General features: G+C 47.6%; 21 protein-coding genes and 1 other annotated feature. Of the genes, 18 read left to right on the top strand and 3 right to left on the bottom strand.

Annotation, left to right across the window (positions count from 1 at the left end; all coding sequences use genetic code 11):
* Window positions 1–27: 27 nt before the first annotated feature.
* On the top strand, window positions 28–915 hold the full coding sequence (locus tag AC0YNX_RS09280; RefSeq protein ID WP_475815405.1) for a LysM peptidoglycan-binding domain-containing protein: 888 nt from the start codon (window positions 28–30) through the stop codon (window positions 913–915).
* A gap of 6 nt (window positions 916–921) precedes the next feature.
* On the opposite strand, the gene AC0YNX_RS09275 is transcribed toward AC0YNX_RS09280, so the two are convergent.
* On the bottom strand, window positions 922–1,728 hold the full coding sequence (locus AC0YNX_RS09275) for an ABC transporter permease (RefSeq protein WP_475815404.1): 807 nt from the start codon (window positions 1,726–1,728) through the stop codon (window positions 922–924).
* Complete coding sequence (locus tag AC0YNX_RS09270) at window positions 1,725–2,690, bottom strand: ABC transporter ATP-binding protein (RefSeq protein ID WP_475815403.1); 966 nt, start codon at window positions 2,688–2,690, stop codon at window positions 1,725–1,727. Before AC0YNX_RS09270 ends, AC0YNX_RS09275 begins: the two co-directional genes overlap by 4 nt.
* 276 nt (window positions 2,691–2,966) lie before the next feature.
* Here AC0YNX_RS09270 and AC0YNX_RS09265 point away from each other — a divergent pair, with 276 nt between their 5' ends.
* Entirely contained in the window at window positions 2,967–3,689 is a 723-nt protein-coding gene (locus AC0YNX_RS09265) for a phytanoyl-CoA dioxygenase family protein (RefSeq protein WP_475815402.1), read from the top strand.
* 128 nt (window positions 3,690–3,817) lie between these two features.
* Complete coding sequence (locus tag AC0YNX_RS09260) at window positions 3,818–4,675, top strand: helix-turn-helix domain-containing protein (protein WP_475815401.1); 858 nt, start codon at window positions 3,818–3,820, stop codon at window positions 4,673–4,675.
* 23 nt (window positions 4,676–4,698) lie between these two features.
* Here the strand turns inward: AC0YNX_RS09260 and AC0YNX_RS09255 are convergent, their stop codons facing one another.
* Window positions 4,699–6,069: a glycosyltransferase family 4 protein gene (locus tag AC0YNX_RS09255; RefSeq protein WP_475815400.1), complete on the bottom strand. Its 1,371-nt coding sequence runs from the start codon at window positions 6,067–6,069 to the stop codon at window positions 4,699–4,701.
* Between AC0YNX_RS09255 and AC0YNX_RS09250 the strand changes: the two genes are divergently transcribed.
* The 15 genes from AC0YNX_RS09250 to AC0YNX_RS09180 all read left to right on the top strand — a co-directional run bounded on the left by AC0YNX_RS09250 (window position 6,069) and on the right by AC0YNX_RS09180 (window position 17,934).
* Window positions 6,069–6,197 carry a hypothetical protein gene (locus tag AC0YNX_RS09250; RefSeq protein ID WP_475815399.1) on the top strand — a complete coding sequence of 43 codons (129 nt, stop codon included), beginning with the start codon at window positions 6,069–6,071 and terminating at the stop codon, window positions 6,195–6,197. The genes AC0YNX_RS09255 and AC0YNX_RS09250 overlap by 1 nt on opposite strands.
* 276 nt (window positions 6,198–6,473) lie before the next feature.
* Complete coding sequence (locus AC0YNX_RS09245; RefSeq protein WP_475815398.1) at window positions 6,474–6,755, top strand: chorismate mutase; 282 nt, start codon at window positions 6,474–6,476, stop codon at window positions 6,753–6,755.
* A 264-nt stretch (window positions 6,756–7,019) separates the two neighbouring features.
* Entirely contained in the window at window positions 7,020–7,334 is a 315-nt protein-coding gene (locus AC0YNX_RS09240) for a GNAT family N-acetyltransferase (RefSeq protein WP_475815397.1), read from the top strand.
* Between the two features lie 61 nt (window positions 7,335–7,395).
* Window positions 7,396–7,776: a YhfM domain-containing protein gene (locus AC0YNX_RS09235; RefSeq protein WP_475815396.1), complete on the top strand. Its 381-nt coding sequence runs from the start codon at window positions 7,396–7,398 to the stop codon at window positions 7,774–7,776.
* 16 nt (window positions 7,777–7,792) lie between these two features.
* Window positions 7,793–8,461, top strand: coding sequence for a VOC family protein (locus AC0YNX_RS09230; RefSeq protein WP_475815395.1), 669 nt, complete (start codon window positions 7,793–7,795; stop codon window positions 8,459–8,461).
* Window positions 8,462–8,489: 28 nt separating this feature from the next.
* On the top strand, window positions 8,490–9,158 hold the full coding sequence (locus tag AC0YNX_RS09225; protein WP_475815394.1) for a 3'-5' exonuclease: 669 nt from the start codon (window positions 8,490–8,492) through the stop codon (window positions 9,156–9,158).
* A 5-nt stretch (window positions 9,159–9,163) separates the two neighbouring features.
* Complete coding sequence (locus AC0YNX_RS09220) at window positions 9,164–9,766, top strand: class I SAM-dependent methyltransferase (protein WP_475815393.1); 603 nt, start codon at window positions 9,164–9,166, stop codon at window positions 9,764–9,766.
* Between the two features lie 30 nt (window positions 9,767–9,796).
* Window positions 9,797–10,375, top strand: coding sequence for a histidine phosphatase family protein (locus AC0YNX_RS09215; protein WP_475815392.1), 579 nt, complete (start codon window positions 9,797–9,799; stop codon window positions 10,373–10,375).
* Entirely contained in the window at window positions 10,372–11,169 is a 798-nt protein-coding gene (locus AC0YNX_RS09210; RefSeq protein ID WP_475815391.1) for a metallophosphoesterase, read from the top strand. The genes AC0YNX_RS09215 and AC0YNX_RS09210 overlap by 4 nt, the downstream gene beginning before the upstream one ends.
* A 60-nt stretch (window positions 11,170–11,229) precedes the next feature.
* Window positions 11,230–11,482: a binding site (T-box leader), on the top strand.
* Window positions 11,483–11,532: 50 nt separating this feature from the next.
* A complete protein-coding gene (trpS, locus tag AC0YNX_RS09205) occupies window positions 11,533–12,519 on the top strand; it encodes a tryptophan--tRNA ligase (RefSeq protein ID WP_475815390.1) in 987 nt (328 codons plus the stop codon).
* A gap of 260 nt (window positions 12,520–12,779) precedes the next feature.
* Window positions 12,780–13,274: a hypothetical protein gene (locus AC0YNX_RS09200; protein WP_475815389.1), complete on the top strand. Its 495-nt coding sequence runs from the start codon at window positions 12,780–12,782 to the stop codon at window positions 13,272–13,274.
* Window positions 13,274–13,816 (top strand): hypothetical protein, encoded by a 543-nt coding sequence (locus AC0YNX_RS09195; protein ID WP_475815388.1) that lies wholly within the window; start codon window positions 13,274–13,276, stop codon window positions 13,814–13,816. The genes AC0YNX_RS09200 and AC0YNX_RS09195 overlap by 1 nt, the downstream gene beginning before the upstream one ends.
* Before the next feature lie 87 nt (window positions 13,817–13,903).
* Window positions 13,904–14,380 carry a hypothetical protein gene (locus AC0YNX_RS09190; RefSeq protein WP_475815387.1) on the top strand — a complete coding sequence of 159 codons (477 nt, stop codon included), beginning with the start codon at window positions 13,904–13,906 and terminating at the stop codon, window positions 14,378–14,380.
* A gap of 169 nt (window positions 14,381–14,549) precedes the next feature.
* A complete protein-coding gene (locus tag AC0YNX_RS09185; RefSeq protein WP_475815386.1) occupies window positions 14,550–16,319 on the top strand; it encodes a sensor histidine kinase in 1,770 nt (589 codons plus the stop codon).
* Entirely contained in the window at window positions 16,312–17,934 is a 1,623-nt protein-coding gene (locus AC0YNX_RS09180) for a response regulator transcription factor (protein ID WP_475815385.1), read from the top strand. Before AC0YNX_RS09185 ends, AC0YNX_RS09180 begins: the two co-directional genes overlap by 8 nt.
* The last annotated feature ends 38 nt before the right edge of the window (window positions 17,935–17,972 follow it).

The following is a 17,972-nucleotide window of genomic DNA, read 5'->3' as shown; positions in this document are numbered from 1 at the left end:
TATAGGCAGGAGAGGAGAGATGTAGGCTTGATCTATGTTGTTCGAATGGGGGATTCACTAGAGAGCATCGCCTTGCGATTCCGTACGACGGTACCAAAGCTTATGGATGTGAATGTGATTTGCGATCCTAGCGTTATTTTTGTCGATCAGCCGATTCTCATTCCAGATGCCGGGTTTGAGTATCAGCGGGCAGGCGGCTATCCGTATTACGTGTTCCAGTACGGAGACACTCTGGCGTGTTTAGCTTCGCAATTTCATCAGACGGAAGCAGGGCTCGCCGCCGCGAACCAATTGCAGCCGGGCAGCCCGCCTGTCATGGACAGCGAGCTGATAGTCGGATTTACGAGACCTGACCCGGTGCAATTAGCTGCCAGCTGGAGGAAGACGGCCACTGATGCGAAGTGCGACTTCAACTCGATGCAGATGCACGGCATTTACTATATTGGCTCTTATCAGTGGGAGACGATAGGAGAGTCCGCCGTACCTTACTTGATTCCTTTTCTAAAAGATTCTTGCGAGCTGGTCCGTTACTATGCCGTTCTGAGTCTCGGACGCATCGCAACAGGGCAAGGCGTGCAGTCCGCGCTTCAAGGGGCACTCCAAGACAGCGACGCTTCGGTTGCGCAGCTTGCGGAGTACGCTCTGGCTCGAGCGCAGCTTGTACCCAGTTTAACGAAAAGGCTCCATATAACAACCGCTGATCAGCAGCTGTATAAGGAGCCAAGCGGTACATCCGACTCGGTGCTTGTGCCCAAAGGAAGCGAAGTGATCTCGCTCCGGTGGAACATTCCAAGCAATACGAACGAAGAAGGACCAAGAGGTGGACTGGAATACTATGACCAAGTTCAGGTGCGGAACACGGGTCAGAAGGGTTATTTTGGCAGGATTGGATTTAATGATTCCCAGCTCATCTAGCGAAGTTTAACGGGAAATCCGCCAATTCGCCAGCTTGAGCGTTGCCGTGATCGATACAATGGCAAAGCCGAGCAATACGATGCAATTAATCATGACGTCATGTGTCCAGCCTGTCAGCATCGCGCCTCGGAGCGCCTCAGCTGCATAGGTTGTCGGTAGTAAATAAGAGATCCACTGGATAGGAAGCGGCAGCTGATCGATTGACACCATGACTGGCGATAAGAACGTAATGAGCATCATTAACGCTTGGGCGAGCATATTCGTGAGCTGATGATTCGGCGACCAGAAGCCCATGCACACGCCGATGCCGACGACGCTTGCTAGTGCGAGAATGGCCACGAGCGGAAGCGCCCAGGAGAAGTGGAACTGAACATCATACATCCATTGCCCGAATAAGGCTAGAAGTACGAAGGACGGTAATGTGCTCATAAGCCCTCTCATCAAGATGGCTATAACGAAATTCAGCTTCGAGATCGGCAGCGAGGCATAGAATGTGAAATGCCCATCATGCTTTTGCCATGAAATCTCTTGTGCCATTGCATTCAAACCCATAACGAGCAACCCGAAGATCATGTTGCCTGCGATCATCTGAATCATAGCTTCTTTGGTCGGGTTTTCCACGAAGAACCGCATGAACAGGAGCGTCGTCAGCGGGAACATCGTCGCCATGAGCACGACCCATACCCAGCTGTCCCGAATAATGGCGAACTGGATTCGGAACAGAATGCTGAGCTCTGTCCATATTCTCGCAGGGCTTTGAGTTATGGCAGCACGTTCGATTGGCTGTAGCTTTGCTTCGGCAGCTGATTTCATAGGGCGATCACCTCGCTTTGCGCAGCGGCATTATCAATATGGAAGTAGACATCCTCTAAGCTGGAGGGCTTAATTGAATATTCCAGAATCGGCAGTTCGGGATGGCTCGTAATGAAGTCCAGCAGTTCGCTCGCATCGCGTTTCTCGGCAAGCAGGAGGAGGCGGTTCTCAGTGAGCACTTGAACCGTGCCGAAGCGGGAGAGCATGGCTTCGATCTCGTCACGAGTGCCGATTGAAGTGAATAGCTCGAATTTGAGCCGCGGGTCAACCTGCTGCTTCAGCTTTGCGACCGAATCAATGGCAAGCAGCTTGCCATGATTGATAACAGCAACGCGGTGCACAACTTGTTCGGCTTCCAGAACGTTATGTGTAACGAGAATAATGGTAGCGCCTTCACGATTGCGCATGTTAATCATATCCCATACGAGCCTGCGATTACGCGGGTCTAATTCATTCGTAGGCTCATCGAGAATAAGCACTGGCGAATGGCCAATTAGAACAGTACCGATGCCAATCATCCGTTTCTGCCCGCCGGACAGCTGCTTGAGTAGTTTATTGCGGTATTTGCCCAGCTCGAATTGCTCGAGCAGCTCATTCGTTTGCCGCTGGGCTTCTTCTCGTGACATCCCTCTTAAGCGGCCAGTGAATTCCAGCGCTTCATGTACCTTTAGTGCGGCTAATACATGCGGCTCTTGGGCGTAGTAGGCGACTAGGGAAGCAGCTCGCTTCGTCTGTTCCGTGATAGTCCTCCCGTCGAAACGAACCTGACCTTCAGTAGGCTTCAGCAAGCCGACCATCTGTTTGATCAGCGTGGACTTGCCTGCGCCGTTCGGTCCGAGAATACCGAGAATCTCTCCTGCGGAAATATTGAAGGAGATGTTATCGTTGGCTTTCACAATACTGCGTTTCTTGCCTTTGTACACATGACTGACATGGTCGATTTCGTAGATCAATCGGTTCATTTGCACAATTCCTCCCAACCGGATATATCCTCATTATACCTGTTGCCATAAACTGGAGCATTAGCCTGCAGCATGGAATTCCACTCGGTCGCAGGAAGCTCAACCTTCTCCGTCCGAAGGAGGAGAAGCCCGTCTTGCACCCTAAGCAGGCTGCCTTCGAAATAGGTGGAAAAAGTACAATAACAGCTGGAACCCGTTCATTGTTTGACAGCGCTTACTATTAGATACTAGAGCTAATTCATATCGAAATAAGAACTCGATCAAGGAGTGAGCCGAATGTTGACGGTAGACCAGTTGAAGCAGTACGAGGAGCAAGGTTATGTCATCTTGGAGCAGCTATTCACGGATGAGGAAATGGATCGTATTCGGACGATCATCGATGTGTTTGACTGGGAAGGCGAAGAAGCGTTGAAGCAAGGAAGCAAAGGATTCAACAATATACCGAATCAAATTAATTTTACTTGTAACTTGGCGCGCCGTCACGAAGATTTAGAAAGATTCATAGGCGATCAGCGCTTCGTTGATTTATCGACGGCTGTGCTCGGTCCGGACATCCGGCTGTATTGGGACCAGTCGGTCTATAAGCGGCCAGAGGCGAAGCGTGATTTTCCATGGCATCAAGATAACGGCTATGTACCGACCGATCCGGTCAAATATATGACCTGCTGGCTTGCACTGGACGATTCAACCATTGAGAATGGCTGCATATGGATTCAGCCGCAATCGCATCTGCAAGGCTTCGTCGAGCATAAGAAGACGGATACAGGATGGCAGTGTTATTTTGGCGAAGACCCAGGTCAGCCCGTGCCGCTTCGCAAAGGCAGCATGGTCATCTTCAGCTCGCTGCTGTTCCACCGCAGCACGCCGAACCAGAGCAATAACACGCGCAAAGCTTACGTCATTCAATATTCCGTCGAAGGTGCGAAGAACCCGAATACCGGCGTCGTCTTCAATAACGGGCCGCTCGTTGCAGCGGGTGGAAAGGCAGTTATTGCCTAATGCCTGTATGGATCGGTGCTGAGAATGAAATGCAGCTCAAGCAAGAACTGGAGATGAAACTGTTCCCGGATGGCAAGCCGTTCGTGTAAACTAGAAGAAAAACGGCTGTTGAATCAGTGGAGGCGCGCGTGCAGACAAGATCAATTGCAGGGGCAAGCATGGATCAGTGGCAGGTCAGTGTTTATATGGCAGATCTGGCCAAGTACGAAACGCTGAATTTGCAAAATATCGTCTATCCGAACTGGGTCATCAGCCATGTTCTGGAGGGGAGTGTCATTACGTCGACAGGCGGCGAGCAACATGAAGTGAAAGAAGGAGGGGTTATGCTTCACCCTCCTTTTTTGCCGTTCTCCGAAGTGTCGGCAGGACCCGGCGTACATGAATGGGTATCGATTCATATTCATACTGGAACGAATCTCGACCTGTTCCAGCTGTATCCGGTTCAGCCAGTTGTTGAGCTGCTTGATCCTGCTGCATACAGCGCGATCTTCCGCTCCTTATTCCGCTCGTGGCGCAGCGCCGATTCGTTCAAAACCATCTCGATAACAGCGGATATGCTCAGGCTCGCGACGATGATTCTGGAGAGCTGGGATGCGCATGGTAGGCTCGGGCGAAGCGAGGCATATACGGCCAAATATGACCGATTCTTCCCGATTATCCGTTACATGGCGGATCATCTGGAGCAGAAGTTGTCTCGGGATATGCTGGCGGAGCGGGTCCACCTCAATACGAATTATTTTGACCGTGCGTTTCATGAGGCTTATGGCATTAATCCGATGCAGATGCTCCGGCAGATGCGGCTGAACAAAGCGAAGCGGCTGCTCGAGACGACCGAGGAGCCGCTAAGTGAACTGGCACAGCTGTGCGGGCTTGGCGATGCCGCGTATCTAAGCAGGAAATTCGTGAAGACATTCGGCATGACGCCGGGCAAATATAAGCAGATGATTCGCTCGGCGCAGACGAATCTGATGGCGCATCAGGAGTAGCTAAGTGGAGCTAATGAGCTAGGCTAGCGACGATGCTGGCGGGTTTGAGTCCGGTTTGGTATGCGAGTTGGTGCTGTCGTTCTATTCCTTCGGAGTCTGGACTTACTCCGATTGCGGCGGCGTCTCTTGGACTTGGAGGTAGATTTCTTCGGACGCGAGATATCATAGTAGATTTGCTCGTACCGGTCCGCCTCTTGCGCGACCGATGGTAACTGCGGCTGCCGAGCCAGATTTTCCTTCAGCCCGTTTAGTAGCTGTGGCTGCTGCACGATTGCAGCGATTCGCTCGGCTAGATGCTGCACGTCACCGACGCGAAACGTGAAGCCGTTATGACCGTCTTGGATCTTCTCGGCCATACCGCCGATGTTCGATACGATGGAAGGCACTTGGCAAGCGATCGCGTCGTGGAGAGCTAGAGGATAATTCTCGTACCAAATGGAAGGGACGAGCGCGACGTCGGCATCGCTATATACTTGACCGATCTGTTGCTCAGCATATAGTCCACAGAATTGGACCCGCGCATCTTGCTGAGCGGCGAGCTGCAGCTGCTCCATATAGTATTCGGGGCCGCTGCCATACAGCTTCAGCCGCAGGCGCTCACTCGGCACATGCGCCATCGCATCCAGAATTAAATGCACGCCTTTATGCGGATTCAGCGATCCCGCATAGACGAGCGTAATCGGGTCATCTGGCTCATACTTGCGCTGATTGACCTGAATATGCTCGTACTGAATACCGTGCGGCAACACGTCAACCTTACATTCAGGAATGTTCGTTCGGAACAGCTGGGCGACCGTTTCCGATGGTGACAGCATTTTGCTTGCAGCTTGGAGGAGAGGAATGTGGCTGGCTATACGCTGGTTCACATCCGGAATCAGACAGTATACGGCGCAGTTGTCGCCGCCTCTAGGTCCGCTACACAGCGCTTCGTTATTTTGCAGCAAAATGCTCTTCGGGCATAGAAACCAAAAGTCGGTCAATGTGACAACGTAGTTGATCCGCATGTTGGCGCACATTTGCATCCATTCCATACCCCGCATCGCATGACCGAAATGAACGAGATTCGGCTTCTCGGCGAGCAAGATTTGTTCGGCAAAATGAAGCAGGTCGGCATTCCCAACCTCGAATGAAGGGAATTTCAGATCAAGCTGTCTATGTCGATAGGCGATAACAGGTACGCCTTCATAGGTGTACGACCGAAAGGCGACTTCTCCTTGCGCTTCTGGAAACTGTTCGACTGGCTCCAGACTGTACGTCAGCACTTTCACACGGTGACCTTTATTTTGCATCGAACGCGCCATGTTCAAGACGAATTTCTCGGTCCCGGTGTAAGCTTCTGGATAGAAGGCATGCACGACATAGAGAAGAGAAAGCGGACGTCTCGAACGTTTCAATGGCTTGGTTTGTCTGCCTCGCCTGTCTCGGCGTTGTGTGGTATGGTAAGTTCTCTTACCATGTTTTGCACTTGCTCTCAATCGCAGGCTGCTGGAGCGACTTCTTGCTGGATTTCGTTTACTTGTAGCCCGTCTCGGTGCCGGTTGGCTCGAATCGGAAGTATTCACCCTTGGCGACATTCGCTTCCTCCCTTGGCGGCAGAATGTTTCATCATATGTGCAGGGAGGGACAAAGTCGTGGGTGATCATCACCTTGTAGCCAATCCAATATTTTGAAACCTCAACATAGCATTTACAATAGAGGAAGTCCTGTGGTAATCTGGTATTCAACCTATCGCTTCAACGCCAAAAAGCGTCACAGCGTTAAGCGTAACCCGGACTAAGGCATGAAGGAGAGGCACGAGATGACGGTTAATCTGCAAGACCTGAGAGTGCAAATAGATGCCATTGATCAACAGATGATCGCTTTGCTGGCTGAGCGATTTCAGCTGACAGAAGAAGTAGGCAAATATAAAGCGGAGCATCAACTGCCACCGCAAGATACGGCTCGCGAGGCGCAGCAGTTCGTGAAGATTGCCCAGCTGTCGGAGCAGCATGGCTTGAATCCGCAATATGCGTCTGATATTTATAGACGACTTATTGATCTTGTTATTGCACGCCATCAGGAGCTGCTGGTAAAAGTTTAATCGAATATGTGATGTAAGAGATGAAATGACCTGCCGGAAGGCAAGGTCATTTTTGCGTTTTGCAGGATTGTTGAAATGACGGCGAGAATAACAGTAATTGGTAACTACATTAGAATTCTACGAATGGATGCGATAGATGTGGTCTCAATTAGAAGAGCAACCGAGAACGACCTCACAGCAGTGGCTAAGCTATCCCAATTATGGGTAGCCGAAAACATTACTCATGGATTAGGAGCAAATAGTGAGGAACTCTTGAGAGCGTGCATGGGCGATTACTTCTGGGTCGCAGAACTCCACTCAGAGGTTGTAGGTTATATCACGGGTAGCGTACATGAGAGCGACGGATTGGCTGTCATTGAGAGAGGCGAGCGTTATCTGGAAGTCGACGAAGTGTACGTCCATCCTGAATATCGAAGTATGAACATCGGTCATTTACTGGTTGATCAGCTTCTTCAGACCTCCGAAGAAAACGGTATTACTCGTTCCGTCGTATACTCGGCGAGTAAGCAGTGGCAACAGATTGTTGGATTCTACGAGAAGCATGGCTTTCAGATGTGGTTTGTTCAGATGTATCGCTAAGCGTAACTTAAGCTGAAACAATAATTCAATGTAGGGCGTCTGATGATGTGAGGTGAATACTATGAAACGATATCATTTACTATGCATCGCCGCCATGTTGCTACTCTCGTTATTAATGGGCTGCACGAAAGATAAAATTGCTCGAATAAATATCTATGAAATGGAAAGTTTTCAAGAGACGAAGCAGGATTCCTTGAAAGTAATTACAGATAAAGCCGAGATATCGATGTTCAACTCAGCTATTAAGCATGCAAAAAAGAATCCTGGTATTGCCGATATGGCAGACCCGGAATATAAAGTTGAACTGGGCAGCGATTCCTATTTTCTTTGGATAACAGAAGATTCTGGAACAATTGAGAATGTAAAAGATACCAATACCACTTATTCATTATCTAAGAAATCAGCTGGAGAGGTGTATCGTCTGTTGTTGCGTGTTTTCTGAGAAAGGGGATCATTCGATGAGAATCAAAGAGATAATTTTACAAGTGAATTCGATTGAGGAGATTATGAGCTTCTATGTCGATACCCTCGAGCTCCCGTTGCTTGAATGCAATGCGCAACAAGTATCTATTTCTGTTGGAGACTCGATTCTTACTTTTATCCACTCTAACGATTACCAATCTCCATATTATCATTTTGCATTTAATATCACAGAGTATAAGGTAGATCAGGCCTTACAATGGCTGAAGGAGAAGGATATCCGAATCAATCAAATTAATGACCAAGATATTATTCATTCACAATCATGGAATTCAGATTCGCTTTACTTCAATGACCCAGCTGGTAATATTGTTGAATTTATTGCGCGACATAATCTCCATGAAGAAGATGATGGAGTTGGAGGATTGTTCTCTCCAATAGATATACATAACATAAGCGAAATCGGACTTCCATTTGAAGATGTCAATCAAGCGGTTGCTTTATTAAAAGAAAAGTATGACATTGAAGTTTACAAGGATGCCAATGACGTCTTTGCTGCTTTAGGAGATGAGACTGGATTGTTTATTTTGTCAGGACTTAGTCGCAATTGGCTAAGTTCGAATAAGGCAGTCAAAGCGTTTCCATTAACGGTAAAAATTTCAAATAATACGGATAGCAGTGAAGAGCTGCTGTATACACTATCTTAGATTATCAACCAGACAAGGACGTGAACAAGTGAACATTCAGTATTTATCCGAATCCGAGTATCTGGTTAATGATGTCTTTCTAGATCAAATTCATGAGCATGCGTTTTGCATTTTTGACCTAGAGGGAACGGGTATCTTCGTTGATCAGGAATATATTACTCAAATCGGAGCCGTTATCTATCAGAACGGGGAGGTCTTGCGAAGGTTCAGTACGTTGGTGAAATCGCCTAAGCAAATTCCAGACAAGGTTGCGCAATTAACTGGTATCACGAATGAAAGCTTAACGAATGCTCCGTCTTTTGCAGATGCGTTCCAGCAGTTTTTGGATTTCTGCGGTGATGCTGTTTTGGTCACTCAGGCAGGTTATGAGTACGATATGCCAATGCTTCATAGGCATTGCGAGATGAGCCATATCGCGATGTTTTACAATCTTGTTCTGGATACGAAAGCCTTATTTGCCAAGATTCATCCTGAGCTAACAGATGTCTTCAGCACGGATTATCTTATTGATTATTATCGAATCCAATCGGATGATATTAAACGTCATGATGCGCTTGGTGATTGTATTCTAATAAGTAGAATCATGGAACATATCTTGGTAGAGTACAAAGCAAGAGATATTGTTGATTTCGATGTCAGAGATGGACTAACGGTTAAACGTTTCCGAATTCCGGCAATGTATCTTAACGAGGAGTGAACACGATGAATAAAGCTGACCTGGCCAAATCCTACGATATCGACTCGCACCGAAGAGCTACTTCCCAGTCTGCTGACTGGAAGCTGAAGGAAAGAGAAGCGTTTCTGACAAGATTGCTCGCATCCAATCGGGAAAATCTGCTTGAGATCGGTGCCGGAACAGGGATTGATAGTCTTTACTTTAAAGATCACGGCCTTGAGGTCACAAGTGTCGATCTTTCGCCAGAAATGGTGCGCTACTGCAAGGAGCGGGGGCTCCAAGCTTATGTTATGGATTTCTATAATCTAGCGTTTCCTGATCATACATACGATGCCGTCTATGCGTTGAACTGTCTTCTGCATGTTCCCAAAAGCCATATAAGTGACGTATTGCAAGAGATTAGACGGATTATGAAACCGGACGCTTTATTCTATATGGGGCTTTATGGTGGGAGCGACTCGGAAGGGATATGGGAAAATGATTGGTGCGAGCCCAAACGTTTCTTCGCGTCGTATTCCGACCAAGCGATCAGAGAAGTTGCAGCTCAACATTTCAAGGAAGTTGGTTTTCACACGGTGCCATTGGGAGATGGACAACCTCATTTTCAATCGCTCATTCTACAGAAATAATAAAGGATGCTCGGAAAAAGGGATGATACGATGACGTATATTACATTCGTTCGGCATGGAATAACGGACTGGAATGATGAGAGAAGGGCACAAGGTCAAAGTGACATCCCTTTAAATGACGAAGGACGACAGCAAGCAGTTGCTTTGGCAGCTAGCATGCAGGCAGAACAATGGGACCTGATCTATTCGAGCGACCTCTCCAGAGCGAAGGAAACAGCAGATATCGTAGCTAGTAAGCTAGGGATGAACGTTCAAACAGACCAGCGCCTGAGAGAAATGCACAAGGGAGAAACCAAAGGCACCACTCTCCAAGAGCGAATTGATAGATGGGGAAGCCAGTGGGAGAGCTTGTCTCTCAGTATCGAATCAGATGCGTCAGTCATAGACAGAGGAACGTCTTTCGTACGAGAGGTTGCTCAGGTCCATGCTGGACAACGAATAATGATAGTTAGTCATGGTGCGTTAATTGGCTTAACGATTAAGCAGCTCATTCCTCAGTTGAATATTGATGTGCATTTCGAGAATACGTCTGTTTCCACTATAAAATCTAACGGCACGGAGTGGGTGTGTGAGTTGTTTAACTGTGCAGCACACATCAAAACGTTATGATTATCATTATAACGCTCGCGGTATTGGCATGTGCTGTGATTGCTTATCAGACCTTGTGGGTGAAGAGTTCCTATAACCAGATTGGACATAAATCCAAGGCAAGTCTTAGAGTTGTTCAGTTGTCAGACCTCCATGGTCGAACCCAATTTATCAATGGTTCGTTAAGCAGGATTGTAAACCGAATAAACCCAGACTGCGTGATGATTACAGGGGACCTTGTATCCAAGAAAATCCAGTTAGAAGAAGTGCTCGAGGAGATAAGAAGAATAAATTGTCCTCATCTATGCTTTGTTCCAGGCAATTATGAACGCGAAGTCTTAGATGGTTTCCGTAAGAGAAAATATTCCGAATCCGAATACAATTTCATTATTCATTCACTTCAATCTCTGAATGTCTCGGTACTTGTTAACTGCGGGTGCGAGATTGAATTGGACGGCAAGAAGTGTATGGTTTATGGTTTCGATAACTCGATCTATGGGAATGAGCGTCTGACGTTGAGTATAGCGGAATTAGAGAGCTATGATTATGTAATCATGTTGGCGCATTCCCCAAGTATCGTAAAGTTTGTTGAGGAGAAGGAAGTACCCTATGATTTGTTATTAGTCGGTCATACGCATGGCGGTCAAGTACGGCTGATGAAAAGAACGGTAGGGGCTTATAGAAATTACCATGTTGGGCTGCAGCAACGAAACAAACGAAGCCATTTCTATATTCATCGTGGCTTGGGAACAGTGAAGATTCCTTTACGCATCGCTTGTTTTCCAGAGATTGCGATCTTCGAAATAAGAGCTTGAGAGATAGGGTTGATTTTGAGGTTGACTTTGCAATCAGAAGATCTATACTGTAAATAATAACCAAAAGCTATGAATGGAAAAAGTACTCTGATTTCATTGTCAAAGCGATCCGGCGGGTGGTGAGAGGTCCGGAACAATGATCCAGATGAATGGTTCCATTCGCTTCAATCCGAACGTTGTTCGCGCAACCAGTAGGCGTTGACGGGAAGTCCCTCCGTTACCTTGGGGACTCGTGTTAGTCGTTTTGACACGAAAGAGTGCGATCAGTGATCGAATTCGGGTGGTATCGCGGAGTTAACACTTCGTCCCTATTTTTTTAGGGATGGAGTGTTTTTTTTATTTTTATTAAGGGGAGCTGAGCTTATGAAACGAGTATTGTCGGGCATCAAACCAAGCGGTGAGCTGAATATTGGAGGTTATGGCGGAGCGCTGAACCCGTTTGTTTCTATGCAGCATGACTACAATTGTTTCTTCTTTATTCCAGATCTTCATGCCGTAACCGTGCCACAAGACCCGAAGGAATTATACCAGCGGTCCAAAGAGATTGCGGCATTCTATATTGCTGCTGGGATTGATCCGAGTAAAGCCGTTATCTTCATGCAATCCCACGTTCCTGCGCATGTTGAGTTAGGGTGGTTGATGGAGACACAAGCGCATTTCGGCGAGTTGAATCGAATGACGCAGTTCAAAGAGAAGTCGCATGGCAGAGATACAGTCAGCTCGGCATTATTTACCTATCCGGCGTTAATGGCAGCAGATATCCTGCTTTACCAAGCCACCCATGTCCCGGTTGGAGATGATCAGAAGCAGCACTTGGAGCTGACCAGAGATTTGGCAGAGCGATTTAATAGCCGGTTTGAACCGATTTTCACCGTTCCTGAGCCTATCATACAAACCATTGGTTCAAGAATTATGGGCTTAGACGATCCGTCGAAAAAGATGAGCAAGAGCAACCCGAACACGAATAGCTATGTTCTCATGCTGGATTCGCCGGGAGACATTAGGAAGAAGATTTCCAGAGCTGTGACCGATTCTGAAATGAGTGTTCGATATGATTGGGACAGCAAGCCTTCGGTAAGCAACCTGATCGAGATCTATTCGGTTTTCTCTGGCGAGACAATCGAGCAGATTGAGAAGCAATATGAAGGACAAGGATACGGCGGATTCAAGAAGAATCTCGCGGAAGTCATCATCGAGAAGCTGATACCTATACAGCAGAGGTACCATGAAATCGTGGATTCCGATGAGTTGAAGCTCATTCTGAAAACAGGCGCGGTTAAAGCAGCAGAGGTTGCGAGTGAAACGCTTGTTAAGGCGAAGAAAGCAATGGGGTTTGTTACGTTCGAGTGATTTGTTCGTCCATGAACATTAACGGGCATACTATTCCTGACAATAAAGGAGGAGGATGCCCGATGCGGATATTTAGATATGCGTGCTTATTCGTACTATTGCTACACATGCAGTCGACCCATTTAGCTTATGCAAACGATGAGCCTAATCGAAACGTGGTTAGCAGTTACTTCAATTCCATAAATGCAAGAGAGTGGTCTGGCATCCCACAGTTGTGGGTGAAAGGTCAAAGGGAGTCACTCGCCAACTTCCTGAACAACATGCAAAATAGGGATCAAAGGCTCGGGTTGTTCAATATTAAACACGCTAATCTCGTTGCTTTGAAGCAAATTCCTTATGCTTATGGAAGTAATTATTTACCTACTCGTTATATTGAATTATTCGCCGCTCCTCAATTCTATTACGTGGCCGTTGATTACAAAGTGTATAGGGAGGACAAGTTTCACATAAACGGGGTTAATTATTTCTTCATCGTTACCGTATTCGAAGAAGGTAAAAGAAAGATCGCTTTAACTCCCCATATTCCGGTTAACCAGATTATCAATGACGGCTATGGATTTGGGACGGCAGACGAGAGGACATTTTTTGAGCGAAGAAATAGATTTAATTGTGAGGATATAGCAAGACTTGGAACCCGCCTACACGGCGGGGTATTTTTTTGCGTATGTGCTGAGCGCAACGGCTTAGTCTATCAGTCTATCGCAACCTTTTTAGATGCTTATACGTATGCATGGTATGGAAGAATAACCAATTAATGGAGGTTGATATGGTTAGGAAATCTTTAAGCTTGATGATACCTTTTCTAGGTTTACTTATTATCTTGAATGGTTGTAAGTCAGATTACAGTGATGTGATCCAAGTCGCGACTGATTACGCAGAAATTCAGTATAACGTGGAAGATTACCATAAGATTAGTATCCCTGAAAGTAGTGAATCCAGAGCTGAAGAGTTAAGTCCATTCATATCAGCGTCATTTTTAGAAATGAACACGGTAAATGCTCCTGTACTTCATCAGATCATTGAATTACCTCTGCAAGTTGCCCAAACGGAGAAATCGAGTATTACAACAGAAAAGATTCATTTTCACCCGTATGCTAAACAAGATATTAAGAATAAGACAAATAAGTGGCTGAAGTACGACATGACTTTAATATTAACCAATGATCAAGGGATTTCAAAGAAAGTTAACGTAGCTGGTATATTGAGTATGGTCAAGGCAAATAACGAATGGAAAGTATCGTATGATTGGAATAAAAGTCAAACGGAATTAGCGAGTTTGGCGAAACTGAGAAGCTAGTCTTCGTTTTCTTACTCTCACTAATTCGAACCTCCCGCAATATTTGATGGCAAAGACATTCTGCCGGGTCATCGACAAGATTGGCCGATGTCAGGGATTATGTTCTATAACGGCGAAGGGGACGAATGCGGCGGCTTGATTTTTGGAAGTGAAAAGAAAGAAGACGGGAATTATGAGTCGTTCGGGGGCTTATCGTTCGACCAGTATAAACAAGACGAAGTTGTTTCTGTAAACTATAGTAACAAAAACGGTGAAATGGAGTATGGGTTTACAATATGCGATCGACCTCAAGTTCCACTTTCTCAAATAATAGAAAAAACAAATGAAATTGGGCAATCGAACTTAAGCGATGAAGAGAAAGAGAAGGAAAGAGCCAAATTGTGGGAAGGAAGCACACGTCGAGCATTTATGGGTAAAAACGAAAAAGGCGAAGTGTCCGTTCGTTTGATGGATAGCAAAGGCAAACAAAGAATAAGAATGCTGATTGATGAGGACGACAATCCGCGAATGGAATTTTTGGATGCGAGCGGTAACGTTATTTATTCGATCCCGCCAAGTCAATGATTGCTATGGAGTTTTTGAAAAATAACAAAGCGAGACGAGGCAGCCGATCATTATGATCAGCTGCCTTTCTTCATTCGACGTATGCTTTAAAGATTCTTTGCCAGATTTCGAGAGAAGGATTATACTCTTTCTGTAAAATATGATAGATGATGGAGGTGAGGCGAGCGCCATGGCTCGAAAAAAGCGAACGCTGCGTTACAAGTTCTTTATCGGATTCTTCATTGTAACGGTCCCCTTGATCCTCTTTTTATTTTATAACAATTATTACGCGATGAACGTCGTTCGCGAGCAGGTGTCCCAGTCCAACAGCACGTTGATATCCACGCAAGCGGCTAAGAAAGATATGACGCTGGCTCAGACGGTCAGCTACTTGCTGAAGCAGGCGACGAACAATCCATCCTATCCGAATTTACTCACTCTATCATCGTACCCGGAGGATAGCGGCGACTATTTCTTCGCCAAGCAAGCGCTGCTGACTTCATTTGATCAGGATCAGAGTGCATACAAGGAAGTGGACACCTTCTTTGTTTATCTGGACAAGCCTAACAGGCTGATTACGAGCCAGCGGACGTATTGGGAGATCGAACGGTATCATCATGTGCTTGACGGTTATTTGGCCGATCGCGAGCACCGGAAAGTGCATGAATGGGATATCATTCAAGCGGAATCGACCTACTACCTCGTCCGATTGGAGCGGGTTGCCGATGACAGCGCAGCCGTATATGTCGGAGCCTTAATCAAGGCGGAGCGGTTGATGGATGAGTTGAATGTAGCCAAATCGGATTCCGGGCTGGAAGAGATGCTCGTTTCGAACGACGGCGTTCCGTTGACGGCGACGTCGCTGTCTTCCGGAGATGTCGAGAGGATTGAGACGAGCCTGAAGAAGCCGAGCAGCGAAGCTTACCGCAAATTCACTAGAGGCGGGGGAATCAGCTATCTGGCTGTCAATGCGGACTTAACGCAAGCGCCGGTCCATATGATTGCGATCGTGCCGGAGAACAGCTTGCTGAATCAACTCTTTTATTTTCAAGGTGCCATATACTTGATTCCAGTGCTTGGACTTGTCGTCATTCTGTTCTATTCCATCTTCCTGAAGCGAACGCTTCTAGAGCCGATGGGAGCATTAATGTCGGGAATGAGACGGATTATGTACGGCGACTTGAACGTGCGGCTTAAAGAAGAATCGTCGTTTGAATTCGATTTTCTCATTGATACGTTTAACAATATGGTCGAGCAGATCAGCACGCTCAAGATCAATGTCTATGAAGGCATGTTGAAGAAGCAGGAAGCAGAGTTCAAGCATCTGCAGGCACAGATCAATCCGCATTTCTACCTGAACTCTTTAAACATTATCTATAGCCTGTCTTCATTGCGAAAGAACGAGCTGGTCGAGCAGATGACCGAGCATCTAGCGGATTACTTCCGCTTTATTACGCGAGCGCACCGATCTTTCATCACGCTGTCTGAGGAGATTGATCACATCGCCAACTATCTGGAGATTCAGAAGCTGCGATTTCCCGATAAGCTATCGTTCGAGGTGGATTTGCCGTCAAGCCTCGCCGGCTGGAAGCTACCTCCGCTCACCATTCAGCCCTTTATTGAAAACGCTGTCATACATGGCATGCCCGAAGGAGAACGCCCATTCGTCATTTCGATAACGGCCAAATGCACAGGAGAAGGCGTCTGCGAAATCATCATAGCTGATAATGGACGTGGCTTATCTTCGGAGAAACTGCAGCAGCTTGGTGAAAGCAGTTCCGCGGAGCGTGAGGAGCAAGGGAAGGGCGGTCTTGGCATTTGGAATGTGCGACGCCGGCTTAGCATGATGTATGGAAGCAGGGCGGAGGTTCGCTTCTCCGGTAGGGAGCCTGAAGGAACATTGGTTTCGATCAAGTTGCCTATGGAGCTGGATAACGAAGGGGGAAACAGCGATGTATAATTTGCTCGTCGTCGATGATGAGAAGTATGCCGTGGAAGCGATCTTGAATTGCATCGATTGGCCGTCCATCGGCGTGACTGGTCTGTTCAGCGCGTACGGTGTCAGCTCCGCGAAGGAGAAGCTGCTCTCTGAGCCAATTGATATCATCGTGTGCGATATCGAAATGCCGAGCAGCAATGGGCTTGAGCTGCTGGAATGGGTCAATGAACATAAGCCGGACACGCTGACGATTTTTTTTACCGGACATGCCAATTTCGCTTATGCGCAGCAGGCACTTCAGCTTGGCAGCTTCGATTATTTGCTAAAGCCGGTCAAGCATAAGCAAATCGCAGAGGTTGTAACGAGAGCGTGCGAGAAGCTGCGACAGGAGCGGGACAAGCAGCAATACGCCGAGCGCTATGAGAAATACGCCCAGCTATGGGAGACGCAGAAGCCGCTGCTATGGGAGAAGTTCTGGCAGGACGTACTTGGTGCGCGTGTCATGTTGACCGAGGAGAAGCTCGGCGAATTGATCGAAACTTATGGTTTGCCTGTCACCTCTGGAACGAGGGTTCGTCCAATTCTTCTCAGCATTGAAGAATTCCGTGAGGCGTTCAGCAAACGGGACGAGGAAATTCTGGAATATGCCCTCTTGAAGAGTGCCGAGGAAATGTTTCTAGACACAGGGCGAGGCTGCGTGATCCGCGACGTGGGAGGAATATTGTTCGTGCTGCTCTATGAAGACGAAGAGGCACAGACGCTACTGGACCTGACAACCATATGCCAAGGATACGTGCAAGCTTGCTCCATTCACTTCTATTGCCGCTTGTCCTGTTACGTGGGCGAGCCCGATTCCATCGGCGCCCTTCTAGGGACATACCATGCCTTGCTCGAAATGGAGCAGAGCAACGTAGCGGAAACGGAAGCGGTGCTGCTGCTGCGAGATTACGGCTTCGTGCGCGGCAACTCGCGGCAGACGCAGGAGGCTGCGGGCATTGATTGGGCGGAATGGACGGTTCTGTTTGAGTCCGGCAAGAAGGCGGAGCTCATGGAGCGCCTGAATGCGGCGTTCAAGGAACTCGCCATGCAGCCGGTCACGCAGGAGTCGTTGGAGGCCGTTTATTATTTGCTGTTACATATGTTGTATCACGTCTCCCATCGGAAGGGATGGTCGGCGAAGGAAGTGGTCGGGGGCAAGCTTCTCGGTGGTGAGAGCTCGGCCACGCGTTCGCTTGCTCGCCTGAAGAGTTGGGCGGAGCGGCTTCTTACGGCTGGTATGGATTATTTCAGCCAACACGAAGGGGACCACCGTGCCAACATCGAGAAAGTGAAGAAGTACGTCCAGACGCATATTCGCGACGTCAACCGCGAGGATCTAGCCGCGCACGTGTATCTGAACTCTGCCTACCTGTCGCGCTTGTTCAAGAAGGAGACAGGCCAATCCTTGATGGATTACATCATTTTGGCCAAGATCAACCAAGCGAAGATCCTGCTGACGGAGACGCACCAACGAATCAGCGACATCGGCGAGACACTCGGATATGAGAATTTCTCGTACTTCGGGAAGGTATTCAAGAAGACCGTGGGCATTTCCCCTCAGGAGTATCGCAAGCGTTATCAGGGAATCGTGGGGTGAGCGAAGAGCGCCTACTGTCAAGCGACGGCGACGGAGCA

The organism is Paenibacillus sp. J31R98 (genome assembly GCF_056269245.1).
This window is presented reverse-complemented; position numbering and strand designations above follow the sequence as displayed.